The sequence below is a fragment of the Lentzea sp. NPDC102401 genome, assembly GCF_044765805.1.
GTDB lineage: Bacteria > Actinomycetota > Actinomycetes > Mycobacteriales > Pseudonocardiaceae > Lentzea > Lentzea sokolovensis.
Window position 1 is genome coordinate 1 of the sequence record NZ_JBIWKS010000012.1, and the last position, 25150, is coordinate 25150.

Consider the following 25150-nt stretch of genomic DNA (forward strand, 5'->3'; position numbering starts at 1 on the left):
CTCAAAGGAACTACCTCGACGAGGAGGTAATTCATATATTACTGGCTGTGTTTCGGCACGCTGTTGAGTTCTCAAAGAACACGCGCACACCGCAGTCACATCAGCTTTTCGCTGACTTACTTCCGGGGCTTGTGTTGCTGAAGCTTATTTGGTCTTGCGAGCCAGTGTCAAATCGGCCTCTTAGAGGCTCTTTGTCTTCCGGCTTTTTTGTCAGGCCCGTTCCGGCTTGTTTCCCGGCCCGTGTCGCTCTGACTTGGAGAACATTACACGGGGCACTTTCGATCTCCAAATCGGGGGGTCACCTAAGCGCCCGCACCGCCACTGACCTGCGCGTTCGTCACCACGAAGACCGGATGGCGGTCGGCCTCGGCCTCGAACGCCGAGACGGGGTCACCGACCCGCGCTTCGAAGAAAGGCCTAGTCACCGGCTCCTTCCGCACGTACGCGGCCAGCACGGGCGCCGCGACGGCTGCGGAAACCTCGTTCAAAACGACTTGACGTGACCTACGTCCCCTTCGCAGGACTGCGGAACCAGCCGCCCGTGCGTTGTGCACCCAGTCGCGAACGCCGTACGGCGCGACGAGCCACTCCTGGTCGTCGTACTGCATCAGGCGAATGGGAATCGTCCGCTCCGCACCACTGCGCCGGCCGCGGATGGTCAGCAGCACGTAGTAGGAGGGCGCGATGCCGAGAGAGACAGCACGACTGATGACGACGTTGCCGACGCGACGGACGAGGTGCTGGCGGTAGGTCTTGGCCACAAGGTCAATCATGGACCTCGTGACGTTCGACGTGGTGGTGATTGGCGGAGGTCCGGCAGGCCGTGCGCTCGCACGCGCTTGCGAGCACGAAGGTCTTCACACGGCGATAGTCGACCGCCGTCCGCACCGTCCTTGGACGGCGACGTACGGCGCGTGGGCCGACGAGCTCCCGCCCAAGACACCGACCAGGTCGGTGAGCACCGTTGTCCGCGCGTACGCGCGCGAGGAGCACCAGATTCAGCGCACCTACGTGATCCTGGACAACGCCGAACTCCACGAACTGCCCGACACGATCGAAGTACTCCAACGGCCGGAGCCGGCGCGCTACACGTTCAACGCGACAGGCGCGCGCAAGGGCCGTGCCGAACAAACGGCAGTAGGCACGGTCATCGAGTCGGACAGCACCGAGACCACGCTGATGGACTGGCGCGGCAACGGCGACACGTTCCTCTACACGGTCCCACTGGGCGGTAATCGGCTGTTGGTGGAGGAGACCTGCTTGGCGGGCAGGCCCGCCAAGCCGTTGCCGGAACTCCGCGAACGCCTGCACGCTCGCCTCGCCCCAGGTGAAGAAGAGGAACGCGTGCGCTTCCCCTTGGACGCACCGAGGGCGGCGGGCAACGCGTTCGGCGCCGCGGCCGGCTTCACCCACCCCGCCACCGGCTACAGCGTCGCCACCTCACTGCGACTCGCGCCGCTGGTCGCCGCGGCGATCAAGGCGAACGAGGACCCCAAGCACGTCATCTGGCCGACGAAGGCGCGCATCGTGCACGCGATGCGCCTGAGGGGCCTTGAAGCGCTTCTCCGCCTCGGCCCGGACGAGACGCTGGACTTCTTCGAGGTGTTCTTCCGGCTCGAACCGGAGCATCAGCGTGCGTACCTGTCCGGCCGTGAGGACGTCAAAGGAACTGCAGCCGCCATGCTCGCGTTGTTCCGCACGGCTCCAAGCCATCTCAGGTGGAAACTCCCGCGCTGAATTCCCAGCGTGAACGCCGTGTCACCGAACGCAGCCCCGGTGTGGCAAATCGTCGCCAAGCTCGTGAACAGCTGGTGAACCCGCTTGGTGCCGGTCGTTCGCACCGGCACGATCGGGGGTGTGCCCGCCTTGCTGGATGACGTCAGGTTCGCCTTCCAGCCGCTGTTCAACCTGAACACCGGGGGCGTCGTCGCGATCGAGGCTCTGGCCCGGCCGCACGACGGCAGCGTGCAGGATCTGCTCCAGGCCGCCTTCCGGGCGGGCCTGCTGACCAACGCCGACGTCGGACTCGCCTGCCGCGCCATCCGGTCCGCGGCCGACTTCGACCTGATGCTGCCGTTGCACGTCAACCTGCTCGCGATCACGATCGCGGACAAGCCCGAGGTGATGAGCCCTCTCTACGGTGCTCTGCGGGACGCGGGACGGTCGCCGGACAGCATCGTCATCGAGATCGGCGAACCGTACTCACGCGCCAATCGCGCGCGCCTCGCCCGTGGCATGCAAACGCTGCGGAACAACGGTTTCCGCATCGCGCTCGACTGCGTGGGCGAGGGCGACGTGCCGCTGGGCCTGCTGACGAGTGCCTCGCCGGACTACGTCAAGCTCGACCGCGAGATCGTCCGCACGCTGCCCGGCGACGCCGCGCGGGGCGCGCTGGTGAAGTCGCTGGTGCACCTGGGCGAGTACACGGGCGGTCAGGTCGTGGCCGAGGGCGTGGAGACCGAGGCGGAGCTGACCTACCTGCGCAAGCTGGGGGTGGGGTACGCGCAGGGCAAGCTCCTCGCGCCCCCGCAGCGGCGACCGGCGGTGAACGCCCGCATCGCGCCCGAGTCGGTCACGGAGACCGGCGAGATCCGGCGCAGCACCACGGGTCCCCGGATCACGGCGTTCCTGCACCCGGCGACGACGCTGCACGAGCACGCGACCAGTGAAGAGGTGCGTGAGGTCCTGGCGTCGCAGCCGTCGGTCACGGGTGTCGTTCTGATCGACGACGAGGGTCGCCCCAAGTGGTCGGTGGACCGCAACCGGTTCCTGCTCGCGGTGACCGGTCCGTACGGCCACGCCCTGCACGCCAAGAGGGAGGCCGCACGGCTCGCGGACAAGCCGCACGTCATAGGAACCGAGTCGTCCGCACTTGACCTGTTGGACGTGGTGGCGGGTGCGAACCGTGAGCGCACCAACGACGACCTCATCGTCGTGGACCACAACGAGCGGTGCATGGGCGTTGTGCGCGTGGCGGACGTTGTGCGCGGTGTCGCGGAACTCAAGGTGGAGCAGGCGGCCGCGTTGAGCCCGCTGACGCGCCTTCCCGGCAGTGACGCGATCGCGAAGAACGTCGACGAGCGCATCGAGGCCGGTGAGATCTTCGCGATCTCCTGGTTGGACGTCGACGGCTTCAAGCTGGTCAACGACACGGTCGGGTTCGCGGCCGGGGACGACCTGATCCGCGAGATCGGGCACGCCCTGGCGGACCTCGCGCACGCGTTCCACGGCGTGCAGGTCGGGCACGTCGGCGGCGACGACTTCCTCCTGCTGGCCGGGCTCGACGAAACGGTGCCGCTGAGTGCTCGATTGCTCGACAAGCAGTACACGGCAGAAGGACGACACGTCACCCTCTCTCTTGCGACTCTTATCTGTGCCCCGGGATCAGTGGGGTCGTATCGAGAGGTGTCGCGGTTGCTGGCACCGGTGAAGGAGCACGCGAAGTCGCTTGCGGGGTCCAGCTGGGTCATGGGCCGGCCGGGCACGGAACGACGTGACGTGCTGCGTGGTGTCGCGCAACGCGCGGTGAGTTGACAAGTACAACCAAACGCCTCCTGTGCGGCGCGCTGATCACTCATAGCATCGGTATTGCTACTCAGCGCACTGGAGGTTCGGCGTGCACGTCGGCAGCAGAACTCAAGCGGTACCCGCGCAACGCACGAGCTCGGACGGCCTCCTCACCGTTGGTGTGGAAGAAGAATTCGTTCTCGTGGAGGCTTCCACGGGCCATTTGGCCAATCGTGCCAAGGAAGTGCTTGCCGGTGCCGACCGGTTCGACGTCGATCTGCAGCCGGAAATCGCGCAGTATCAGGTGGAATCGGCCAGCGGCATCTGCACGGACATGAGCGTCCTGCGCGACGAACTCGCGGTGGCACGCCGGGCGTTGATCGAACGGGCCGCGCACCACGACGCGAGGCTGGCCGCCACTGGAACGCCCGTGCTGGGCCTCACGATGCCGACGCCGCTCACGAACTCCCCGCGCTACCACCGGATGGCGCAGGAGATGGGGGCGCTCACCAACGACCTCGCGATCTGCGGCTGTCACGTGCACATCGGGCTGCCCGACGACGAGTCGAAGATCTTCGTGAGCAACCACCTGCGGCCGTGGCTGCCGACCATCCTCGCGCTGGGCGCGAACTCGCCGTACTGGCTCGACGGCGACACGGGGTACGCGAGCTGGCGGTACGTGGTCTGGAACCGTTGGCCTACTTCGGGTGCGCCGCCGCACTTCGGTTCCGCGGCCGAGTACTTCACGGCACGGGAGGAGATCGTCGCGAGCGGCGCGGCGATGGACGCCGGGATGCTCTACTGGGACATCAGGCTCTCCGCCCGTCACCCCACGCTTGAACTGCGGGTCTCCGACGTCGCGCCGACGGTCGAGGAGGCGGTGCTGATGGCCGCTCTGGTGCGCGGGATCGCCGCCACCGCACTGAGTTCCGGTGCTCCGCCCGTGACGCCGCCGCCGCATCTGCTGAAGGTCGCGATGTGGCGTGCCGCGCGCGACGGCCTGGAGGGCTTCGGCATCGACCCGGTCACCGGCGCGCCCACGCCGGCGTCGTCGATCGTCGCGTCGCTGGTGCGGTGGATCCGGCCGGCGCTGGAGTTCTCCGGTGACTACGAGATGGTGACCACCGGGATCGACCGGTTGCTGCTCGACGGCACGGGCGCGGTGAGGCAGCGAAGGGCGTTCGCGCGCCGTGGGCGGCGGGACGACGTGGTGAGATTCCTGGTCGCGCAGACCGCGCCGGTCTGACGTTCACTCGATTGGGTAAATCTCGGGTTGACTTGGGTCACCTCCAAGCCTCGAACCGGTAGTTAATCTCCGTGGCCACCCCCATCTGGGCGCCGGGAGTGAACGGCCCGGAGCGTCCCAACACCGCGCGGGTCAGGGACTACTGGCTCGGCGGCACCCGCAACACCGAGGCCGACCAGGAACTGGCGGCGCACCTCGTGTCCGCGGCACCGCACCTGCCCTACCTGTGCCGCACGCACCGCTCGTTCCTGGGCAGGGTCGTCAGGCGACTGACGGCGCTCGGCGTGCGGCAGTTCATCGACCTCGGCTCCGGCCTGCCCACGGCCGGCAACGTGCACCTCGTCGCGCCCGACGCGCGCGTGGTGTACGTGGACGTCGACCCGGCGGTGGCGGCCGAGGGCCGGGAGATCGTCGCGGACGAGCCGCGCGTGTCGTACCTGTGCGCGGACCTGTGCGATCCGGAGAAGGTGCTGGAGTCGCAGGAGATCCGCTCGACGCTCGACCTGTCAGAGCCGATCGCGGTGCTCGTGCTGGACGTGCTGCACTTCGTCCCGGACGACGCCGAGCCGTACAAGGTGCTGGCCAAGTACCTGAACGCGCTGGCGCCCGGCAGCTACCTCGGGCTCTCGCACACGTGCCGCGATCCGTTCATGCTGGCCGCGGTGGGACTTTTCGGTGCCATGTACGGGGATCAGCCGTTGCCCGCCTTCACGTTCCGCTATCCGGAGCAGGTCGTGCGGTTCTTCGACGGCATGGAGGTCCTGGCGCCGGGCGTGGTGCCGATCCCCTTGTGGGAACCGGATCCCGGCGAGATACAGGACCGCAACCCGGAGAACTTCCACGGATCCGGCGGCCTCGCGCGCAAGGCTTAGGCCAGCAAGGGGATCGCGGCCAGCACGATCGTCGACGTGACGGCCATCGACATGCCGTAACGCAGTTGCTGACGCGCTGTCGGCAGGTCTCGCGCGAGCAGGAACGCCGAGCACGCGACGACACCGACCGCAGCCCAGAACGGCCCGAACCGGAACCACAGCCCACCGCCGACCAGCAGCAACCCGCCCACGGTCAGCTGGGTGGTCGCGTTGACGGCGTGACGAGTGCCGTACAGGACGGCCGGGGTGCGTGACCCGACACGGGCGTCGCCGGCGCGGTCGGGGACGGCCCACCACAGCGCCCGCCCCGTCGCCAGCGCCGCGACACCGGAGAACACGAGCCACACCGCCGGATCCGCCTGTCCCCCGGCCGCCGAATAGGCCGTCACGCTCGGCAGCAGCCCTGCGGCGATCGCCAGCACCACCGGACCGGAATATCCACGCCGCTTCAACCTGATCGGCTCGAGGTTGTACGCCAGGTACAGCACCAGGATCAGCCCGACGCCGGCGGCGACCTTCCACGACACGGCGACCGCCAGTGCGAGCGCGAAGATCATCTCGAAGATCGCCAGCGCGAGGACCTTCCGCGCGCCGATCTCCCGCACCGCCTGGGCCAGATGGCGTTTGTCCGCGGTGTGGATGTCGTTGCGGACGTCGGCGTAGGCGTTGAGCGGGTTGCCGGAGACGATCGCGACGAAGTTGGCGAGCACCGCGATCACCACGGCGAGGTCGAATCTCGTCGCGTAGCAGGCACCCCAGGCGGCGGCGCACGCGTAGTGCGTGCCGAAGGGGTGTTCCAGGCGGTGGAGGTGGGTCAACGCCGGCAAGTGACCACCATCGCGAGGTCCGGCGGCGGCGCCATCGCGGCGCCCCGCAGCTGGGGTGTGCTGGTCGGGGAACTGAGCTGGACCTGCCTGTGCGCCAGCAACGCCCGGACGATCAGGCGGATCTCCAGCAGCGCCAGGTCCTTGCCGGGGCAGTGCCGCACTCCCCCGCCGAACGGGAAGAACGCGCCGGGCGGCGGTGGCTTGCGAGCAGGGTCGAAGACGTGCGGGTTCTCGTACGACGCGGCCCGGCGGTGCGCCAGGTAGATGCTCGGGGTGATCACCATGCCCTCGTCGCTCATCCGGTTGCCGGCGAGCGCGGCGGGCGGGGACAACCGGAGCGATTCCCTGATCGTGGCGTCGAGCAGGTCGTCGTCGAGTTCGCCGGCGAGACCCGGTGTCCGGCTGATCCAGTACAACGTCCAGGCGATGGCGCTCGCGGTGGTCTCGTGGCCCGCGAACAGGAGTGAGACGACCTGATCACGTAGGTCTTCGCGTGGCAGGAACGCGGCCAGCGCCGGAGGTTCGGCGGTTCGGGCGCGGTGCGACAGCATCGCGTCGAGGTCCGGGTCGGACCTCGTGGCGCCGGGGGTCAGGTAGCGGTGCGCGAGAGTGCGGGCGCGGCTGCCGAGGCGCCGGTCCAGCCAGCGGGTGAACGCGGTCAGCAGCTCGTCGTCGTCCCGGCCGAAGACGACGCGGCCCATGATCCTCAAAGTGAGTTTCCTGGTCCACGCGGACACACCGGTCGGGCCGCTCGGCAGTTCGGCGATCGAGCGGGCGGCCATCTCCTCGATCAGCTCCTGATACCGGGCGCCGCGCAGCATCGGGGCGAGCGTGCGGCGGTACGCGGTGTGCTCGGCGCCGTCGAGCCACAGCACGGATCGGTTGCCCAGCAACGGGCTCAGCGTGCGGCTCGGCGGGTGCCGCAACGCGCGGTCGTTGCGGAAGAGCGCGGCCATGACGTCCGGATGCCAGACGAGCCAGCGCCGGTCCCGGAGCCTGACCAGGCCGTCCTCGACGCTCTCCACCGAGTCGAGGAACGGGATCAACCGCAGCGTGAACCTCAGCTCCGTCCGGTTCATCGGCGCACCGCGCAGGCGAGGTGGAGTGCGGCCAGGCCTTCCGCCCGCACGATTCTCGTTGGGGTGTAAAGGTCTTTGTCGTGCCACAACGGCGGGTGCTCGCGGTCTCCCCACTCGTGCAGGAACTTCGCACCGCGGCTCACCGCTCCGCTGACGTCTCGCCGTGAGTGCGACAGGGTTCGGATGGCGTAGGCGGTCTCCTCGTAGGTGCCTTCCCAGCGGCCCCACGAACCGTCGGCGTGCTGGGTGCCGAGGACCCAGTCGACGGCCTTTTCGTTGCCTTGCAGGGCGTTCGTGACGCACGCGGTGGCGTAGTAGGGCGAGGCGTGCCACTTGTCGCGCCAGTTGCCCTCCGGTTCCTGCATGTCCCGCAACCACTCCTCCAGTTCCCGGTCGTGGCCGATCGCCTGGAGCGCGTGGGCGTTCGTGCTGGTCGACGGGGTGCGCTCGTCCGGGAAGCAGGCGAAGTGGCGGGCTTCCCGGTAGTGGTCGAGGGTGTCCGCCGGACCGGGGCTGTCGCACAGCGCGAGGGCGTGCAGCGCGGTGGCCGTGTCGTCGGCGTCGGCCGGGAGTCCCGGTCCGCCTGCCGCGCCCTGTGTGCCGAACGCGGCGTGGAGCTGCTCGACCATCGGATCGGGGACGTCCAGGCCCGCGGATTTGAGGGCGACGATGATCCAGGAGCGTTCGAACAGCGGCACCGGGACTCCGGCGGGGACGGGACCTCCGTGCCGTTCTTGGACGGCCTCCAAGTAGTCGAGGCCATCCCCCGGCACCGGGCCCCGCAACTGGACCGCGGTCGCGGCCGGGCTGGCGGCGACGATGCCGTCGACCGCGACAACCTCGGGACGTGGGCCGAAGATCTCCAGGGTGTGCCAGAGCTTGTCCGGCAGCGGGCGGTTCCTGAGCGCGTGCAACGAGCGCGGGTCGAGCGGCGTGCGCAGGCCGAGCCGTTCGGCGAGCGCGGGCACGATGAGCTCGACGGCGACCGTGTCGGGCAACTTCACCGGGCGGCTGAGCAGCTTGCGCAACGCTTCGAGACCTCTGCGCGCCGCCGGGTGCTTCTTCAGCGCGTCGACCGCACTCAGGGTCGGGACCAGCGCGTATTCGCCGGGACCGCCCCACGTGCCGTCGGCGTGCTGGGTGTCGAGGAGGTACCGGATCCGGGCCTCGTGCCCCCGCAGCCACGGCGCGAGCGCGACGAGTCTGCCCGTCTCGTACACGGACGGTGAAAGGCCGCCCCAGGGATCGTCGGTCAGTCGCGCCAACAGCCTCATCGCGGCCCCCGGAGATAGCAACTGCGTCACCCTAGGAACACTCAGAGTAGCACTCTGGGCCGTTGGGCAGGCAAGGGTTTAGTCCGTTCAGCGGACTGATCTGCGGAGTGATGTGGGTGGGCGGATGCTCGTGACACAAGGCCGGAAGGAGGAGGTCGTGACGACAGCGCGCGAGATCATGCACCCCGGAGTGCAGTGCGTGGACGAGGACGCGAACCTCGTCGAGGCCGCCCGCATGATGCGGGACCTCGACGTCGGATCCCTGCCCATCTGCGGCAAGGACGACCGGCTGCACGGGATCATCACCGACCGCGACATCGTGATCAGGGCCGTGGCCGGCGGCCTCGACCTGGCGGCGACGAAGGTCGGCGAGTTCGGGTGCCACGTCCACTGGGTCAACGCCTCGGACTCGCTGGCGCAGGTGCTGCGGACCATGGAGGACAACCAGATCCGGCGGGTGCCGGTGATCGACGACCACCGGCTCGTCGGCATGGTGTCGGAGGCGGACCTCGCCCGGCACCTGCCCGAGCACGAGCTGGCGTCGTTCGTCGAACGGGTCTACGCCTAGCCGTCCGACCTGCCCACGCCGTGCTCCAGGTAGCGGGTCTCGCCTGATTCCCTGGCTCGCAGCGCTTCGGCGACGCGGCGCGCGAGTCTCGGGATCAGGCGCCTGCCTGCCTCGTCCGGGGTCACGAACTCGTACTGCCCGAGCTCCTCCGCCTGGAGGCGGATGTGGTCGTCGGCGGTGAGCAGGCCGCCCTCGAACACGAACAGGACGCGGTCCTGGTCGCCCTGGGGTGCCCAGTCGACCACGAGAAGCCTGCCGGGTTCCCTGACCAGGCCCAGTTCTTCCGCTACCTCGCGGCGACAGGCCTCGCTCGGAGTCTCGCCGTGCTCGATCACCCCGCCCGGGATCTCCCAGTGCGGCTTGTAGGTCGGTTCGACGAGCAGAAGGCGACCGGCGTCGTCGAAGAAGAGAGCGCCCGCCGCGGAGATCGCTCTGCTGCTGTGATCCACAGTTCCTTTGTACGGATCAGAACAGGGTCGCGGGCTCGACCGGTTCCGGCTCGGGCAGTGGATCGAGTCCGGGAACCAGCGCGCGCACGTCGTCGTGGAAGCGACGGGCCAGAGCGGGTGCGTCGTCGTTGCCCGGGGTGTGCACGAAGAACGTTGGCGAGAGGCCCTCGCGGAGCCAGTTCGCGACCACCTCGGCCCACGGCTGCCATCCCCGCACCGTCTCCTCGACGGAGTCCCGGCCCAGGTAGCGGACGACCGGCCGATCGGTCAGCGCACGCGTCCGCCTCGGCATCCTCGGCTTCCTGGCCCACGCCTCCGCTTCGCCCTCGCTGGTCGGCGGACTCTGGAAGAGGACCTCGGTGTCGAACGTCATCCACTCGGCGCGCGCGTCGTCGAGCGTTCCCTCGAGCAGCGAGGCCGAACGAGCATCGGTGAAGAAATCGAGGTGACGCACCTCCACCGTGCGCCGGAGATCGGCGGGCAGCCTGCGCAGGAACCGGCCGAGAGCGTCGACGTCGAGCGGGCCGAACGACGCGGGCAACTGCGTCCACAGCACGGCACGTTCGCCGAGGGGTTCGATCGCGTCCAGGAACGCCCGCATCTCCACCTCGACCCCGGCGAACCTGCGCTCGTGCGTGACGACCTTCGGCAGTTTCACCACGAACCGGAAACCGGGATCGGTCTGCCGCGCCCACGTTTCCACGGTGGCCCTGGCAGGAGTCGCGTAGAAGGTGGTGTTGCCCTCGACCGCGTTGCACCAGCCCGCGTATGCCCGCAGACGCTCCTTCGGCGGCGAGGGCTGTGGCAGGAACCGTCCGGGCCACGCCTTGTGGTTCCACATCGCGCAGCCGACGTGAAGACGTGCCACTCCCACCCACTCCCCGTTGGTCGTGGGTCCAATTTACTTCACCGGTTGTGCGCGATCTTGTGGTCGTCCGGCCAGGTTTCGAACCTGGGACCCTCTGCTTGTAAGGCAGATGCTCTCCCCTGAGCTACCGGACGGTGGTCGTCCCGCCAGGATTTGAACCTGGGACCAACCGCGTATCAGACGGACGCTCTCACCGGACTGAGCTACGGGACGCAAGTGGAAGACGAGGGTGTCGAACCCTCCAGGGCGATCTTGCAAGGATCACCTGCGCGCCGGCGCGTCCCCCGATTCAGTTGTGCAGTGCCGCGGGCAGGATTCGAACCTGCACTGGACGCGTTCTGAGCGCGTTGCCTCTTCCGTTGGGCTACCGGGGCGTGCGGATCCAGGGAGTCGAACCCTGACTGTCATGGCCCTCAACCATGTGCCTCTACCAGTTGGGCAGCGGCGTGGCCCAGAACGTTGCCGGGGTAATTCGCGGTCAGACGGGTGTCTCGGGGTGTCGCCCCCACGCCCTCGTACTGGTTGTACGGGGGCGTGGGGGCGGCGCCGCGAGGCGCCCTGCTGAGCGTGAATTCCCCGCCAACGGGCTGGGTCGCGCCGCTGGATCCACGTGAAGCGAGCGGTCGGAGGGCATCGAACCCTCTTCTTCGGTTTGGAAGACCGACGTGTCCGCCGAGTTCACCACGACCGCATTGTTTTCGAGCAGCACCGATGGAAGGAGTCGAACCCTCGGGAAACGGGTTTGGAATCCGTTCCGCTTCCAAAGCTCATCGGCATTGGCGCAAGAAAAAAGAAAACCGCCCAGGGTTTCCCGTGGGCGGCTCCGAGGTCATGACCTGGGGATCAGGTCATGGCGTGGAGCCCCACGCCACCGCCAGCAGACCGCCGGCGATGAGGGCGAGAATTCGCCATCCCGCGAGCTGTGCGTTGGCAAGCATGTCTTCCTCCGGTTGATCTCTGTCGTTCGTGATGGGATCAAGCTATGTGAGCGCTGGACGTGCTCGCAACGCATTTATTCAAGCTTCTCGCGGTGTTCCAGATGGTGGATCCCTCAGCGGAGGAACCGCCCTTTCGAGCGGCCCCTCCGCGTCATGGTCAACGCATCACAGGATGGTGGCCGTCGCGGCCTCGAGGCGCAGCGACTGGCCGGTGGTACCCGCCATCCTGTACTGGTCAGCACCGACGCAGCCGTAGATCTGCCACCCGTAGTTCTGGCCGTGCGCGTTGTTGCAGCTCGACCGAGTGGTGTGGCGGAACCTGAACGCTTCCATCTGGCGGCTCTGTTCGGTCGTGCCGACCGCGAACTCCCGCCCGTCGTCCTCGCAGGGGAAGGCTCCCCACCCGATGTCCTTGCTGTGCGCCTGGGCACACGTCCTGCCGCCGGTGTTGTAAGCGATGATCAGGATGGCTTCGAGTCGCAGGCTCGCACCCACGGTGCCCGCCTCGGCCCAGTCCCCGTCGTCGTTGCAGTCCGCGGCTTGCCAGCCGTAGTCCTGCACGTACCCGGCGAAGCAGACCTTGGGACCGGCCGCGGCGCTGAAGATCGGGAAGTGGGGCCGGGTTCGCCACGCTTCGGCGCTGATTCCTGGAGGTGGCTTCTCGGTGTCCGCGTTCGCGGGTGCGGTCAACACTCCGACAAACGCAAGAATTGTCATCAAATAGACAGCTGCACGGGTCCCTACCTGCACGATTCGTCTCCCCCAGGTGCGGTGACGGCACGGAGGGCACGCGAGAATAAGCCTTCGGAAATGAAGGCGTGAAACCGGAAGCCCCCCAGGCCAACTGACGTCGTCAACCATTCCAGGTGTACCCAGGATCGTCACTAGCGCTTTCGGCGTAACCGCTTGGACAAAGCAAAACGGCGCGCACCCCGCGGGGTGCGCGCCGTCGCAAGCGAACCGATCAGACGGTGAAGCCCAGCGCGCGCAGCTGCTCGCGGCCGTCGTCGGTGATCTTCTCCGGGCCCCACGGCGGCATCCACACCCAGTTGATGCGGAAGTCAGCCACGAGGCCACCACTGCCGCCGCCGGTGAGGGCGGCACGGGTCTGGTCCTCGATGACGTCGGTCAGCGGGCAGGCCGCCGACGTGAGCGTCATGTCGATCGTGGCGACGTTCTTCTCGTCGACGTGGATGTCGTAGACGAGGCCTAGGTCCACGACGTTGATGCCGAGTTCCGGGTCCACGACGTCGCGCATCGCCTCTTCGAGGTCGTCGAGCGCGGCGACATCAGCTTTGGGCTCGAAGACCGGCATGCCTTCGGCTCCCCGGACGACTTCTTCGGTGCTCATGCTGCTCCCTGGCTTCGTGCTACTGCGTCTTTGAAGGCCATCCAGCCCAGCAACGCGCACTTCACGCGTGCCGGGTACTTCGCGACTCCGGCGAAGGCGATGCCGTCTTCGAGGACGTCCTCGTCCGGCTCCACCTTGCCGCGGCCCTGCATGAGTTCGACGAACGCGTCCAGCTTCTTGAACGCCTCACCCACGGGCTTACCCACGACGAGGTCCGTCAACACCGACGTCGAGGCCTGGCTGATCGAGCAGCCCTGGCCGTCGTAGGAGACGTCCTCGACCACGTCGTCGACGACGCGGACCCGGAGCGTCACCTCGTCGCCGCAGGTCGGGTTGACCTGGAACGACTCCGCGTCGAACGGGTCGCGCAGGCCACGGCCGTGCGGGTTCTTGTAGTGGTCCAGGATGATCTCCTGGTACATCTGCTGGAGCTGCATCAGGCCACCCCGAAGAACTTCTGCGCCTCGCGGACGCCGTCGACCAGTGCGTCGACCTCGTCCAGCGTGTTGTACAGGTAGAACGTCGCGCGCACCGACGACTGGGCGTTCAGGCAGCGGTGCAGCGGCCACGCGCAGTGGTGGCCCACGCGGACGGCGATGCCCAGGCTGTCGAGCACCTGGCCGGCGTCGTGCGGGTGGACGCCCTCGATCTCGAACGGCACGGCGCCGCCCCGGTCGACCGCGTCCCGCGGGCCGATCAGGCGGACACCCTTGATGCCCGAAAGACCTTCCAGCGCGGCAACGGTGAGCGCGTGCTCGTGAGCGTTGATCCGCTCCATGCCGACGACGCTCAGGTAGTCCACCGCGGCGCCCAGGCCGACGGCCTGGGACGTCATCGGCGAACCGGCCTCGAAGCGCTGCGGCGGCGGTGCGAACGTCGAGCCCTCCATCTTGACGAGCTCGATCATCGAGCCGCCGGTGATGAAGGGAGGCAACGCCTCCAGCAGTTCACGACGTCCATAGAGGACACCGATGCCGGACGGGCCGAGCATCTTGTGACCGGAGAACGACGCGAAGTCGACGCCCAGCTTGCGGAAGTCGACCGGGCTGTGCGGAACGGACTGGCACGCGTCCAGCACGGTCAGCGCGCCGACCTTCCGCGCGGCCGCGACGAGCACCGAGACCGGGTTGATCACGCCGGTCACGTTCGACTGGTGCGTGAACGCCACGACCTTGGTGCGCGGCGTGATCACGCTGTCCACATCGGACAGGTCGAGACGACCGTCCTGGGTCAGCTCGAACCACTTCAGCGTCGCGCCGGTCCGGGAAGCGAGCTGCTGCCACGGAACGAGGTTCGCGTGGTGCTCCATCTCGGTCACGACGATCTCGTCGCCGGGGCCCACGACGAAGCGCGCGGCCTCGGGACCCGAGGTCGCGGCGTTGCCCATCGCGTACGCCACGAGGTTGAAGCCCTCGGTGGCGTTCTTGGTGAACACCAGCTCGTCGAACGAGGCGCCGACGAAGTCCGCGATGCGCTGGCGCGCACCCTCGTACTCGTCGGTCGCTTCCTCGGCCAGCTGGTGGGCGCCCCTGTGGACAGCGGCGTTGTGCTGTTCCAGGAACGCGCGTTCCGCGTCCAGAACCTGCGTCGGGCGTTGCGAGGTGGCGCCGGAGTCCAGGTAGACCAGGCGCTTCCCGTCACGAACGGTGCGAGACAGGATCGGGAAGTCCGCTCGGAGAGCGGCTACGTCCAGTGGTGCTGCGGTGGTGGTCACAGCGCCTCCTCTCAACACCTTCAACGCTAGGAAAGGGCTGCGGCTTCCTTGGAACCCGTGTACTTCACGTAACCCTCGGACTCGAGCACGTCGGCCAGCTCGCGGCCACCGGACTCGACGATGCGGCCGTTCGCGAAGACGTGCACGAAGTCCGGCTGGATGTACTTGAGGATCCGGGTGTAGTGCGTGATCAGCATGACGCCGACCTCACCGGAGGCCTTGTACCGGTTGACGCCCTCGGACACGACGCGCAGGGCGTCGACGTCGAGGCCGGAGTCGGTCTCGTCGAGGATCGCGATCTTCGGCTGGAGCAGGCCCAGCTGGAGGATCTCGTGGCGCTTCTTCTCACCGCCGGAGAAGCCCTCGTTCACCGAACGCTCGGCGAACGCCGGGTCGATGTCGAGGTCGGCCATCGCGCCCTTGACCTCCTTCACCCAGTGGCGGAGGTTCGGGGCCTCACCGCGGACGGCGGTGGCGGCGGTGCGCAGGAAGTTCGACATCGAGACGCCGGGGACCTCGACCGGGTACTGCATGGCGAGGAAGAGGCCCGCGCGGGCGCGCTCGTCGACGGACATCTCGAGGACGTCCTCACCGTCGAGCGTGACGGTGCCCGAGGTGACCGTGTACTTCGGGTGACCGGCGATCGCGTAGGACAGCGTGGACTTGCCGGAGCCGTTGGGGCCCATGATGGCGTGCGTCTCGCCGGCCTTGATCGTCAGGTCGACGCCCTTGAGGATCTCCTTGGGAGCGTCCTCGCTGACGACCGAGACGTGCAGGTCCTTGATCTCAAGGGTGGCCATGACTTGCCGTTCTCCTGGTTGCCTTAGAAAACTAGCGCTGGGCTAGAAGTCAGTCAGTTCGTGGTGACGGTGACATCGACGAAGACGTCTCCGTCACGGATGTCGACGGCGTAGACGTCGACCGGTTCGCTGGCGGGCGGCGAGGAGGGCTGGCCGGTCGCCAGGTCGAAGCACGACCCGTGCAACCAGCACTCGATCCCCTTGCGGGAGACCTCACCCTCGCTCAGCGACACCGCGGCGTGCGAGCACAGATCCGCGAGTGCGTGCACCCGCTCGCCGTCGCGCACCAGCACGACATCGACGTCGTCGACGCTGGCGGCGAACGGCTTGCGGTCGTCCAACGAGGACAGCGCACACACCTTGATCACGTGCCGACCGCCTCGAGCTCTGCCTCGATGGCGGCCTCGAGGCGCTCGCGCACCTCGGGGACGGCGATCTTCGCGATCAGCTCCTGGAAGAAGCCGCGCACGACGAGACGTCGCGCCTGGTCCTCCGGGATGCCGCGCGCCTGCAGGTAGAACAGCTGCTCGTCGTCGAACCGGCCGGTGGCGCTGGCGTGGCCCGCGCCCTCGATCTCGCCGGTCTCGATCTCCAGGTTCGGCACCGAGTCGGCACGCGCGCCGTCGGTCAGGATCAGGTTCCGGTTCAGCTCGAACGTCTCGGTGCCCTCGGCCGCCGCGCGGATCAGCACGTCGCCGATCCACACGGTGTGCGCTCCGTCGCCCTGCAACGCGCCCTTGTAGACGACGTTGCTGCGGCACTTCGCCTGCGCGTGGTCGATGAACGGCCGGTGCTCCTGGTGCTGGCCCGCGTCCGCGAAGTACAGACCGAACAGCTCCGCGTCGCCACCGCGACCCGCGTACTGCACGACCGGCGTCACGCGCACGACGTCGCCGCCGAGCGTGACCACGGTGTGCTTGATGGTCGCGTCGCGACCGAGCTTCACGTGGTGCTGCGAGACGTGCACGGCGTCGTCGGCCCAGTCGTGGATGGTGATCACCGTGAGGTGAGCGCCGTCCGCGACGAGGAACTCGACGTTGTCCGCGTACGCGCCGGAACCGCGGAAGTCCAGGATCACGGTGCCTTCGGCGAACTGCGACGCCTTGACCTGGAGGTGGCCGTAGGCGACCGCGCCGACGCCCGCGCCGGTCACCGTGACGGTGGTCGGCTCGGACTTCACGTCACCGGGCAGCGTCACGATCGTGGCGTTCTCGAACGACGAGTACGCCTGCGCCGCGACGCGGTCACCGGGAGTGCCGGCGGTGCCGAGCCGTGAGTCGTCACGACCCACGGTCTCGACGGTGACACCTTCGGCGGCGTTCACCTCGACGGCAGCGGAACCCGTTGCCGCAGCGCCGGAGTGCAGACCGGCAAGACGCTTGAGAGGCGTGAAGCGCCAGATCTCCTCACGGCCGCCCGGGACCTCGAACGCGTCGACGTCGTAAGACGTGAAGTGCGCTGCGCGCGAGGCGACCGGAACGACAGCTCCGTGGGAGTGAGGTTTCGTAGACAGGGCGGCCATGTCAGCCGACGGCCCCTTCCATCTGCAGTTCGATCAGGCGGTTCAGCTCGAGGGCGTACTCCATGGGGAGCTCGCGCGCGATGGGCTCGACGAACCCGCGCACGATCATCGCCATGGCCTCGTCCTCGTTCAGGCCGCGCGACATCAGGTAGAACAGCTGGTCCTCGGAGACCTTCGAGACCGTGGCCTCGTGACCCATCTGCACGTCGTCCTCGCGGACGTCGACGTACGGGTAGGTGTCCGAGCGGCTGATGGTGTCGACCAGCAGCGCGTCGCACTTCACCGTGGACTTCGAGTGGTGCGCCCGCTTGTTGACCTGGACCAGGCCGCGGTACGACGTGCGGCCACCGCCCCGCGCCACCGACTTCGAGATGATCGTCGAAGAGGTGTGCGGTGCCATGTGGACCATCTTGGCGCCGGCGTCCTGGTGCTGGCCCTCGCCCGCGAACGCGATCGAGAGGACCTCGCCCTTGGCGTGCTCGCCCATCAGGAAGACGGCCGGGTACTTCATGGTCACCTTGGAGCCGATGTTGCCGTCGACCCACTCCATGGTCGCGCCCTCTTCGGCCTTGGCGCGCTTGGTGACCAGGTTGTAGACGTTGTTCGACCAGTTCTGGATCGTCGTGTAGCGGCAGCGGCCGCCCTTCTTCACGATGATCTCGACGACGGCCGAGTGCAGCGAGTCCGAGGAGTAGATCGGCGCGGTGCAACCCTCGACGTAGTGCACGTAGGCACCCTCGTCGACGATGATCAGCGTGCGCTCGAACTGACCCATGTTCTCGGTGTTGATCCGGAAGTAGGCCTGCAGCGGGATGTCCACGTGCACGCCCTTCGGCACGTAGATGAACGAGCCGCCGGACCACGTCGCGGCGTTGAGCGCCGAGAACTTGTTGTCACCCGCGGGGATGACGGAGCCGAAGTACTCCTTGAAGAGCTCCGGCTGCTCCTTCAGAGCGGTGTCGGTGTCGAGGAAGAGGACACCCTGCTGCTCCAGGTCCTCGCGGATCTGGTGGTAGACGACCTCGGACTCGTACTGGGCGGCGACACCGGCGACGAGGCGCTGCTTCTCGGCCTCCGGGATGCCCAGGCGGTCGTAGGTGTTCTTGATGTCCTCTGGCAGGTCCTCCCACGAGGTGGCCTGCTTCTCGGTCGAACGCACGAAGTACTTGATCGAGTCGAAGTCGATCCCAGAGAGGTCAGCGCCCCAGCTCGGCATCGGCTTGAGGTCGAAGAGCTTCAGCGCCTTCAACCGGTACTCGAGCATCCACTCGGGCTCGCTCTTCTTCGCCGAGATGTCGCGGACGACATCCTCGCTGAGGCCTCGGCGTGCGCTCGCGCCGGCAGTGTCCGAGTCGGCCCAGCCGAACTCGTAGTTGCCGAGAGACGCAATCGTCTCTTCCTGCGTGAGCGGAGACTGCACCGTGGTGGGCGTGCGCTGCTCGGCAGCGGCAGTCATGCGGGCTCCCCTCCATCATCTGGGATCCGTGGAACGTTCGGGATGTGCGTCGTGCACACGGCGTGGCCGCGGGCGATCGTCGCGAGGCGCTGCACGTGGGTACCGAGGAGGTTCGCGAACGTCTCCGTCTCGGTCTCGCACAGCTGGGGGAACTCGGCGGCAACGTGGGCGACCGGGCAGTGGTGCTGGCACAACTGCTCGCCCGTACCCACATTTCGCGCCGCCGCAGCGTAACCCTCCCTGGTCAACGCGGTCGCAAGGGCCTTGGCCCGTTCGGCGGGCGTGGCCTGGGCCACGATCGTCGAGCGGTGACCGTCCACGAGTGCGTCGACACGACTTTGCGCAAAGGCGCGCACTGCCTCTTCCCCACCCGTCTGGGCGAGAAACCTGAGGGCGGCGACCGCGAGGTCGTCGTAGGCGTGGCCGAACCGGGCGCGTCCGGCGTCTGTCAGGAGGAACAGCTTCGCGGGGCGTCCACGGCCACGTTGGGTCTGCCGCGGTGCGTCCCTCGTCGTGGCCTCACCGTCCGCGAGCAGCGCGTCGATGTGACGACGCACGGCCGTGGGACTGATGCCCAGCTCCTCGGCGATACCCGCCGCGGTGACCGGGCCCTGCTCCAAAAGGAGCCTGGCGACCGCACGCCGAGTCCTGCCGTCGTGCTGCGGCACGGCGTCAAGGTGGGTCTCGGCGTTTTTCACAACACCAGTGTTGCGTATTTAGCCGGAGGTCGCAAAGATCGCGGTCACAGGGTGACCTGACTCACGGCTGAACGTGGCTCGATACCCTGCCCACATGTCCACGAACGGCGGAGCTGTCACTCCGGAGAGCGACCTTCTCAACGGTCGCGAGCGTCGCCAGCTGGACATCGTCCGTCGCTGGGGCACCATCGGCGCGTTGCTGCTGACCGTCGGATCCCTGGGCGGCGGGGCCGCGCCGATCTACTCGCCGCTCTACGGCGTGCCCGTTCTCGGGCTCTTCTCGAGGATGCCCAGTGTCGCGATGGGGGTCGTCTGGACCGGCATCTTCATGATCGTGTCGGCCTGGCTGGCGCTGGGCCGGTTCGTGAAGCCCGGCAGGCCGCGGCTGATCTCGCGCGGTCAGATGGACCGCACGCTGCTGATGTGGACCGTTCCACTGGTCTTCTGCGTACCGATGTTCTCCCGCGACGTGTACTCGTACCTGGCGCAGAGCGAGATCGCGGCGCGCGGGCTCGACCCGTACGAGCTGGGACCGGCCAACGCGCTGGGCGTCGACCACGTGCTGACGCGCGGTGTGCCGAACATCTGGCGGGAGACGCCGGCGCCGTACGGGCCGCTGTTCCTGGCGTTCGGCCGGTTGACCGCGATGCTGACCGGCGACCACGTGGTGTCCGGCGTGTTCGTGCACCGGCTGCTGGTGCTGGTCGGCCTGGGGATGATCGTGTGGGCGCTGCCCCGGCTCGCGGCCCGGTTCGGGGTGCCGCCGGTCGGCGCGCTGTGGCTGGGCGCGCTGAACCCGCTGGTGCTGTTCCACATCGTCATCGGCGTGCACAACGACGGCCTGGCGCTCGGCCTGATGCTGGTCGGCCTGGAGCTCGCGATGCGCGGGCTGGAACCGTTGAAGTGGTCGTGGATCGCGCTGGGCGCCGGGGTCATCGTGTGCGGGGCGATGGTGAAGATCCCCGCGATGGCCGCGCTGGGCTTCCTGGGCGTGATGGTGGCGCGCAAGCTCGGCGGGCAGCTCAAGCACCTGGCGCTGGTGGCCGGGATCATGGCCGTCATCGCCGGGGTGGGGGTGGTGGTGATCTGCCTCGGCACCGGGTTCGGGTTCGGCTGGGTCGAGACGCTGAACGTCGCGTCGACCGTCAAGTCGTGGATGTCGCCGCCCACCGCGCTGGGCTTCCTGGGCGCCGGCACCGGGATCATGCTCGGCCTCGGCAACCACACCGAGGCGATGATCTCGCTGACCAGGATGCTCGGGCAGGGCGTGTCCGTGGTGATCACGGTCGTGCTGCTGTGGCGCAGCTTCAAGGGGCGGATCAAGGCGATGAACGGCCTGGGCGCGGCTCTCGGCGCGATCCTGGTCCTCGGGCCGGTGCTGCAGCCCTGGTACGTGCTGTGGGCGGCGATCCCGCTGGCCACCGCCGTGGTCGGGCCGAAGTTCCGGATGTTCGCCATGGTGACCTCGGCGATCATCGCGATCATCCTGCCGCCGACCGGGTCCGCGTTCGACGGGCGCGCCTACACCGTGCCGCAGGCGATCGCGGGCGCGGTGATCACGTTCGCGATCTGCGTGCTGATCGCGCGCAAGCGGGTCGGGCCGTTCCTGAAGGCGGACCCGGCCGGTGGCGGGCAGGTCTGACCGGTAACCCCGAACTCCCGGCGGACGACTGACCAGCAGAGGAAGATCGTCGCCGGAGGGGGTGACGTGCGATGTCAGAACAACCCATGTCGCGCGAAGAGGTCCGGTTCGCCGTCGTGCTCAACGGGGGCGTGAGCCTCGCCGTCTGGATGGGCGGCGTCGTGCTGGAGCTCGATCGTCTGACCAGGCCGGGATCGGTCTACCAGCCGCTGCTCGACCTGGTCGGCTGCACGGCCAGGGCGGACGTCATCGCGGGCACGTCGGCAGGCGGCATCAACGGGGCCGCGCTGGCGTTGTCGCAGGTCAACAAGCGGGCCGACCTGACGAGGCTCCGCGATCTCTGGGCGGAGCAGGGCCGGATGGAACAGCTGCTGCGCACGCCGTTCCGCGGCCAGCCGGCGTCGCTGCTCAAGGGCGACGAGTTCTTCCTCCCCCGGCTGCAGGAGGCGCTGGCGCGGCTCACCACGGACTTCGAGCCGACCGAGCCGGACGAACGCCCGATCGACCTGCGGATCACCACCACGCTGCTGGGCGGCGTTCCGGCGCTCACCTACGACGACCTGGGCCAGCCGCTGACCCAGTCGGTGCACCAGGGCTCGTTCTCGTTCCGCCGCGACCCGTACGCCTGGGTCTCCGAGGACACCCGCGACGACTTCACTCCCGCCACGCTGAACGACCGCGTGCTGCAGCTCGCGCTGGCCGCGCGCAGCAGTGCCAGCTTCCCGCTCGCGTTCGAACCGAGCTTCATCCCCGTCGGCGGCCAGGCCACGCCGGACCGCCCGGACATGGCGGACGTCGCCAGCTGGGCCAACGGCGGAGACCGCAGCAGGTTCGCGGTCGACGGCGGTGTTCTCGTGAACACGCCGACCAAGGAGGCCCTCGAAGCCATCGACCGGATGCCGGCGGACGGGCCGGTGCGGCGGGTGATGCTGCTGGTCTTCCCGCACGCCGAGCCGCTGGGCTCCGAGCCGGTGGCCGACATGATCGGCAAGAGCATGACGACGATCGCGTCCGGCGGCAAGCTGCTGGGCGCGATGTCCAGCCAGGCCAACAGGACCTACGTCGAGAAGATCGAGGAGCACAACCGGCGCGCCGCGAGCAGCAGGGGCGGCCGGATGTCGTTGCTGGAACGGCTGCACGCAGGCGGCGACGACGTGGTCGGCGAGGTGTACTCGCTGGCGGACAAGCTCTTCGGGCACTACGAGGACATCGAGATCCGGCTGGCCGCCCGCCAGGTGACGGCGCAGCAGTTCGCGCTGCCCAAGGGGAATCCGGCGAACTGGTCGTTCGAACGGGCGCGCAGGGCCGCGGAGACCGCGCAGCGCAAGTGGAAGAAGCTGCACGGCGTGCTGCCGTACGTGCCGGGTGTGAAGCTGCCCGGCGTCGTGTGCCGCGAGGACGCGGGCTGGGAGTGGGGCATCACGATGGCCGAACGCCTGGGGGCGTCGGCACTCGACCTGCTCAAGCGGCTCGTGTGGGTGGTGGACGAGAGCCAGGCCGAGGAGATCACCAAAGTCCGCCGCGAACTCCACCAGGTTCGCGCGGAGCTGCGCCGGCTGCGCACCGAGCTGTTCGACTGGAAGCCGTCCGACTCGCTCGGCGAGACCTACTGGACCGGCAGGCTCGCGAGCTACCACGAGCACCTGATCGACGGGCATCTCGGCTTGGAGGTCAAGGCGCAGGTCGCCGAGATCGGCCGGATCGTGGGCGCCGCACGGAAGGTGCTCGGGGAGCTCGACGAGCGCCGGCTGAAGCTCGGCGGCCTGGTCTGCTGGCACGCCCTGCTCGACCCCGCGGCCACCCCGGCGGAGGCCGGGCTCGACGACGGCGAACGGTGGCTCAGCCGCCTGCTGGCACTGGAGATCGCCGGCACGTGCCTGTCCGACGACAGCTCGACCGGGCTGGACACGGCGGTCGAACTGGTGCAGGTGTCGCTGCAGACGCGCAACGCGTTCGCGCAGCAGTCCATCACGGCCGACGACAAGGCCGGTGGGGCGTCGCTGTCGCGGTTCTCCGGGTTCCTCAAGCGGTCGTGGCGGGTCAACGACTGGATCTGGGGACGTCTCGACGGCGCCACGATGCTGTGCCGCGTGCTGTTCGACCCGCGCCGGTTGCGGCGGATGGATCTCCTCGGACGGCCTGAAGGCGACCAGCGCACCTCGGAGGAACGAGCGGGGGCCGTGGTCGACCAGGTCGTCACGGCGATGTTCGGCCTGGAGCTGCCGATGCAGGTCGCCGTGTGCGCCGAGGAGGCGAAGAAGGAACTCTGCGGCATCTACGAGACCGACAACGAGCTGTCGCCGTCGTCGATGAAGCTCGCCGAGCTGGCCGCGTGGGGCCTGCACTGGCGGATCATCTGCGAGGAGCTGCCCCGGCTGCGGGCCGCGATCATCGCCGACCGCGGCGACGGCGCGGACAGGCGTTCGCGTGGCGAGCTGTTCCTCGAAGAGCACGCGGACCTGTTGCGGCGCCTGGAATATCCGCAGGAGCACACGGTCACGCTCGGCATGTCGGCGCTCAACGCCTTCGACCGCGCGGGCATCGGCCGTGAGCCTCTCACGCAGGAGGCGGCGTCGGACCAGATGATCCGCACGGCCGCGAACGCCGCGGCTGTCGCCGTCACGGTCGCCGACTCCGAACGGTCAGGGCTCGCCGCCGTCCGCCCCGTGACGCGGGTGGTCCGCGGGGCCGCGCTGCTGCCCTACTGGACGATCACCGGCCTGACCCGCGGCGGGAACCTCGCACAGTTCTTGGGCCTGCTCGGGCTCGCGATCGGTGGCGCGCTGGTCGTGATGGCGTTGTTCGGCATGCTGCCCGCGTGGGCGGCGGGTCCGGGCGCGGCGATCGGCGCGGCCAGCCTGCTCGCCGCCTTCGGGTACGCCGCCCTGCGCAGCGGCACGATGCTGCACGGGCTGGTGTTGCTCTCGCCCGTGATCCCGTTGGCGGCCATAGCCGTCGAACGGATGCCCGAGGACGGCACGGAGATCACCACCGGCACGATCACGGTGGCCGGTGTCGCGGCCGTCGTCGTGGCCCTGCTGGTGCTCGGGTCGTTGCCCGCGCCGATCCGCACGCCGCTCGCGGTGCTGGCCGACTTCCGGCCGTGGCAGATCATCAAGCGCCGCTGGAAGCAGGCGGCGGTCGTGCTGGTGGTCGCGGGCATGGTCTGGTCGGTGTGGCGGTTCGAGCTGCACACCAAGCCGTGGCTGGTGATCCCGGCTTCGGTCCTCTGTGGAGCGTTCGGCGTCTACATGGCGCTGTCGAGCGGCAAGTCGTTGCAGCGCTGGCGCCGGGTCGAGGGCGTGTGGGGCACGGAACGCGCCGAGCCTCCCGCCGCGGCGACCGCGGGCTGGGCCGTGGTCTACGGCGTGGTGTACCTGGCGATCGCCGACGTGCTGCTGGTCATCGGGCCGCGCGGGTGGGGCTGGCAGGCGGTGATCGGCACCGCGCTGGCGTTCGGCCTGACGCTGCTGCTGATCACGTCCTGGTACGTGCCGCGGCTCGAGCGCCGCCGGATCCGCGAGCAACTGGTGGCCGAGGCGATTCCGGCGATCTACCCGGACGGCGGCGACGTCGCGGCGACGTTGCGCGAACGGCTGGAGGGGCACGCCTCGCTGTACCGGTTCCTGGTGAAGGGCGAGGGCGAACACCCCGCCGAACTCACCCTCTCCCAGGCCGGACTGCTCGTCGCGCAACGGATCGAGGAGAAGCTCAGGGCGCGCGGATGAGGGCCGACGCGACACGCAACGCCGAAGCGGTGCTGCGGGCGGCCGCGAGGGTGTTCTCGGCTGATCCCCTCGCGCGGATCAGCGACGTCGCCGCCGCGGCCGGCGTGGACAAGCGGACCGTCTACCGGCGCTTCGACTCCCGCGAGGAGCTGCTGCTGGCGGTCTACCGCGCGCGGCTGGACCGGCTGGAAGCGTTGATCGACGAGTCCTTCTCCGGCGAACGCCCGGTGCGCGACGCGCTGCTGGCGTTCGCCGAGGGCGGCATCCGGCTCAGCCGCGACTGGCCCGTCGACATCCGCGCGGTGACCGATCCGGCGATCCAGCGGCGCCGCGAGGAACTGGACGAGCGGATGGACGGTTTCCTGCGCCGTGCCGAGGAGGCCGGCGTGATCGCGTCCGGCCTGCCCGGCGGCTGGGCGTTGCGGATGCTGCAGACCCAGCTGCACACGGTCGCGCAGGAGATGCCCGCGCTCCAGCCCGGTCCGGCCGCCGCGCTCGTGATCGAGACGTTCCTGCACGGCGTGGGCGCCTGACCTGTGACCGAGACCATGCCCGCTCCGGGCATTTCCGGGCTGCCTTCAGCGTCTTAAATGTCATAGAGAGTGACACTT

23 protein-coding genes and 4 tRNA genes are annotated in these 25150 nt (G+C 68.6%); 8 read left to right on the forward strand and 19 right to left on the reverse strand.

What is annotated here, in order from left to right:
- Positions 1-302: 302 nt before the first annotated feature.
- On the reverse strand, positions 303-773 hold the full coding sequence (locus ACIRG5_RS34350; protein WP_402912654.1) for a nitroreductase family deazaflavin-dependent oxidoreductase: 471 nt from the start codon (positions 771-773) through the stop codon (positions 303-305).
- On the opposite strand from ACIRG5_RS34350, the gene ACIRG5_RS34355 reads away from it, so the two are divergent.
- The 4 genes from ACIRG5_RS34355 to ACIRG5_RS34370 all read left to right on the forward strand — a co-directional run bounded on the left by ACIRG5_RS34355 (position 772) and on the right by ACIRG5_RS34370 (position 5625).
- Positions 772-1737 carry a lycopene cyclase family protein gene (locus ACIRG5_RS34355; protein ID WP_402912657.1) on the forward strand — a complete coding sequence of 322 codons (966 nt, stop codon included), beginning with the start codon at positions 772-774 and terminating at the stop codon, positions 1735-1737. The genes ACIRG5_RS34350 and ACIRG5_RS34355 overlap by 2 nt on opposite strands.
- Positions 1738-1857: 120 nt before the next feature.
- Positions 1858-3534: a GGDEF domain-containing protein gene (locus tag ACIRG5_RS34360; RefSeq protein WP_402912660.1), complete on the forward strand. Its 1677-nt coding sequence runs from the start codon at positions 1858-1860 to the stop codon at positions 3532-3534.
- A gap of 82 nt (positions 3535-3616) precedes the next feature.
- The gene (locus ACIRG5_RS34365) at positions 3617-4753 is read left to right on the forward strand and encodes a glutamate--cysteine ligase (protein WP_402912663.1); all 1137 of its coding nucleotides are present in this window, start codon (positions 3617-3619) and stop codon (positions 4751-4753) included.
- 71 nt (positions 4754-4824) lie between these two features.
- Positions 4825-5625: an SAM-dependent methyltransferase gene (locus tag ACIRG5_RS34370; RefSeq protein WP_402912665.1), complete on the forward strand. Its 801-nt coding sequence runs from the start codon at positions 4825-4827 to the stop codon at positions 5623-5625.
- Here ACIRG5_RS34370 and ACIRG5_RS34375 read toward each other — a convergent pair.
- Genes ACIRG5_RS34375 through ACIRG5_RS34385 form a run of 3 tightly spaced genes read right to left on the reverse strand, consistent with a single transcriptional unit; the run spans position 5622 to position 8805 of the window.
- Entirely contained in the window at positions 5622-6452 is an 831-nt protein-coding gene (locus tag ACIRG5_RS34375) for a UbiA prenyltransferase family protein (protein ID WP_402912668.1), read from the reverse strand. The genes ACIRG5_RS34370 and ACIRG5_RS34375 overlap by 4 nt on opposite strands.
- Entirely contained in the window at positions 6440-7531 is a 1092-nt protein-coding gene (locus ACIRG5_RS34380) for a cytochrome P450 (protein WP_402912671.1), read from the reverse strand. Before ACIRG5_RS34380 ends, ACIRG5_RS34375 begins: the two co-directional genes overlap by 13 nt.
- Positions 7528-8805, reverse strand: coding sequence for a prenyltransferase/squalene oxidase repeat-containing protein (locus ACIRG5_RS34385; RefSeq protein WP_402912674.1), 1278 nt, complete (start codon positions 8803-8805; stop codon positions 7528-7530). Before ACIRG5_RS34385 ends, ACIRG5_RS34380 begins: the two co-directional genes overlap by 4 nt.
- Before the next feature lie 157 nt (positions 8806-8962).
- Between ACIRG5_RS34385 and ACIRG5_RS34390 the strand changes: the two genes are divergently transcribed.
- The gene (locus tag ACIRG5_RS34390) at positions 8963-9373 is read left to right on the forward strand and encodes a CBS domain-containing protein (protein WP_330274120.1); all 411 of its coding nucleotides are present in this window, start codon (positions 8963-8965) and stop codon (positions 9371-9373) included.
- Here the strand turns inward: ACIRG5_RS34390 and ACIRG5_RS34395 are convergent.
- The 15 genes from ACIRG5_RS34395 to ACIRG5_RS34465 all read right to left on the reverse strand — a co-directional run bounded on the left by ACIRG5_RS34395 (position 9370) and on the right by ACIRG5_RS34465 (position 19169).
- Complete coding sequence (locus ACIRG5_RS34395; protein WP_402912677.1) at positions 9370-9822, reverse strand: NUDIX domain-containing protein; 453 nt, start codon at positions 9820-9822, stop codon at positions 9370-9372. The genes ACIRG5_RS34390 and ACIRG5_RS34395 overlap by 4 nt on opposite strands.
- A 16-nt stretch (positions 9823-9838) precedes the next feature.
- Complete coding sequence (locus tag ACIRG5_RS34400) at positions 9839-10663, reverse strand: DUF72 domain-containing protein (protein ID WP_402913321.1); 825 nt, start codon at positions 10661-10663, stop codon at positions 9839-9841.
- A gap of 87 nt (positions 10664-10750) precedes the next feature.
- Positions 10751-10824: transfer RNA gene (locus tag ACIRG5_RS34405), tRNA-Val, on the reverse strand.
- A gap of 1 nt (position 10825) precedes the next feature.
- A tRNA-Ile gene (locus ACIRG5_RS34410) sits at positions 10826-10903 on the reverse strand.
- 88 nt (positions 10904-10991) lie between these two features.
- Positions 10992-11064: transfer RNA gene (locus tag ACIRG5_RS34415), tRNA-Leu, on the reverse strand.
- A 244-nt stretch (positions 11065-11308) separates the two neighbouring features.
- Positions 11309-11381: transfer RNA gene (locus tag ACIRG5_RS34420), tRNA-Gly, on the reverse strand.
- A 412-nt stretch (positions 11382-11793) separates the two neighbouring features.
- The gene (locus ACIRG5_RS34425; RefSeq protein WP_402912680.1) at positions 11794-12321 is read right to left on the reverse strand and encodes a hypothetical protein; all 528 of its coding nucleotides are present in this window, start codon (positions 12319-12321) and stop codon (positions 11794-11796) included.
- 271 nt (positions 12322-12592) lie between these two features.
- The gene (locus tag ACIRG5_RS34430) at positions 12593-12979 is read right to left on the reverse strand and encodes a metal-sulfur cluster assembly factor (protein WP_093601376.1); all 387 of its coding nucleotides are present in this window, start codon (positions 12977-12979) and stop codon (positions 12593-12595) included.
- Positions 12976-13416, reverse strand: coding sequence for a Fe-S cluster assembly sulfur transfer protein SufU (sufU, locus tag ACIRG5_RS34435; RefSeq protein WP_402912683.1), 441 nt, complete (start codon positions 13414-13416; stop codon positions 12976-12978). Before sufU ends, ACIRG5_RS34430 begins: the two co-directional genes overlap by 4 nt.
- Positions 13416-14693 (reverse strand): cysteine desulfurase, encoded by a 1278-nt coding sequence (locus ACIRG5_RS34440; protein ID WP_402912686.1) that lies wholly within the window; start codon positions 14691-14693, stop codon positions 13416-13418. The genes sufU and ACIRG5_RS34440 overlap by 1 nt, the downstream gene beginning before the upstream one ends.
- Positions 14694-14719: 26 nt before the next feature.
- Positions 14720-15493 (reverse strand): Fe-S cluster assembly ATPase SufC, encoded by a 774-nt coding sequence (gene sufC, locus ACIRG5_RS34445; protein WP_402912688.1) that lies wholly within the window; start codon positions 15491-15493, stop codon positions 14720-14722.
- A 53-nt stretch (positions 15494-15546) separates the two neighbouring features.
- Complete coding sequence (locus ACIRG5_RS34450) at positions 15547-15861, reverse strand: non-heme iron oxygenase ferredoxin subunit (protein ID WP_330274114.1); 315 nt, start codon at positions 15859-15861, stop codon at positions 15547-15549.
- A complete protein-coding gene (gene sufD / locus ACIRG5_RS34455) occupies positions 15858-17015 on the reverse strand; it encodes a Fe-S cluster assembly protein SufD (RefSeq protein WP_402912691.1) in 1158 nt (385 codons plus the stop codon). The genes ACIRG5_RS34450 and sufD overlap by 4 nt, the downstream gene beginning before the upstream one ends.
- Position 17016: 1 nt before the next feature.
- Entirely contained in the window at positions 17017-18471 is a 1455-nt protein-coding gene (sufB, locus tag ACIRG5_RS34460) for a Fe-S cluster assembly protein SufB (protein ID WP_402912694.1), read from the reverse strand.
- Entirely contained in the window at positions 18468-19169 is a 702-nt protein-coding gene (locus ACIRG5_RS34465; RefSeq protein WP_402912696.1) for a helix-turn-helix transcriptional regulator, read from the reverse strand. The genes sufB and ACIRG5_RS34465 overlap by 4 nt, the downstream gene beginning before the upstream one ends.
- 94 nt (positions 19170-19263) lie before the next feature.
- Between ACIRG5_RS34465 and mptB the strand changes: the two genes are divergently transcribed.
- The 3 genes from mptB to ACIRG5_RS34480 all read left to right on the forward strand — a co-directional run bounded on the left by mptB (position 19264) and on the right by ACIRG5_RS34480 (position 25072).
- Positions 19264-20811 (forward strand): polyprenol phosphomannose-dependent alpha 1,6 mannosyltransferase MptB, encoded by a 1548-nt coding sequence (gene mptB, locus ACIRG5_RS34470; RefSeq protein ID WP_402912699.1) that lies wholly within the window; start codon positions 19264-19266, stop codon positions 20809-20811.
- 71 nt (positions 20812-20882) lie between these two features.
- Positions 20883-24539, forward strand: a complete 3657-nt coding sequence (locus tag ACIRG5_RS34475) for a patatin-like protein (RefSeq protein WP_402912701.1) — start codon at positions 20883-20885, stop codon at positions 24537-24539.
- The gene (locus ACIRG5_RS34480) at positions 24536-25072 is read left to right on the forward strand and encodes a TetR/AcrR family transcriptional regulator (protein WP_402912704.1); all 537 of its coding nucleotides are present in this window, start codon (positions 24536-24538) and stop codon (positions 25070-25072) included. The genes ACIRG5_RS34475 and ACIRG5_RS34480 overlap by 4 nt, the downstream gene beginning before the upstream one ends.
- The last annotated feature ends 78 nt before the right edge of the window (positions 25073-25150 follow it).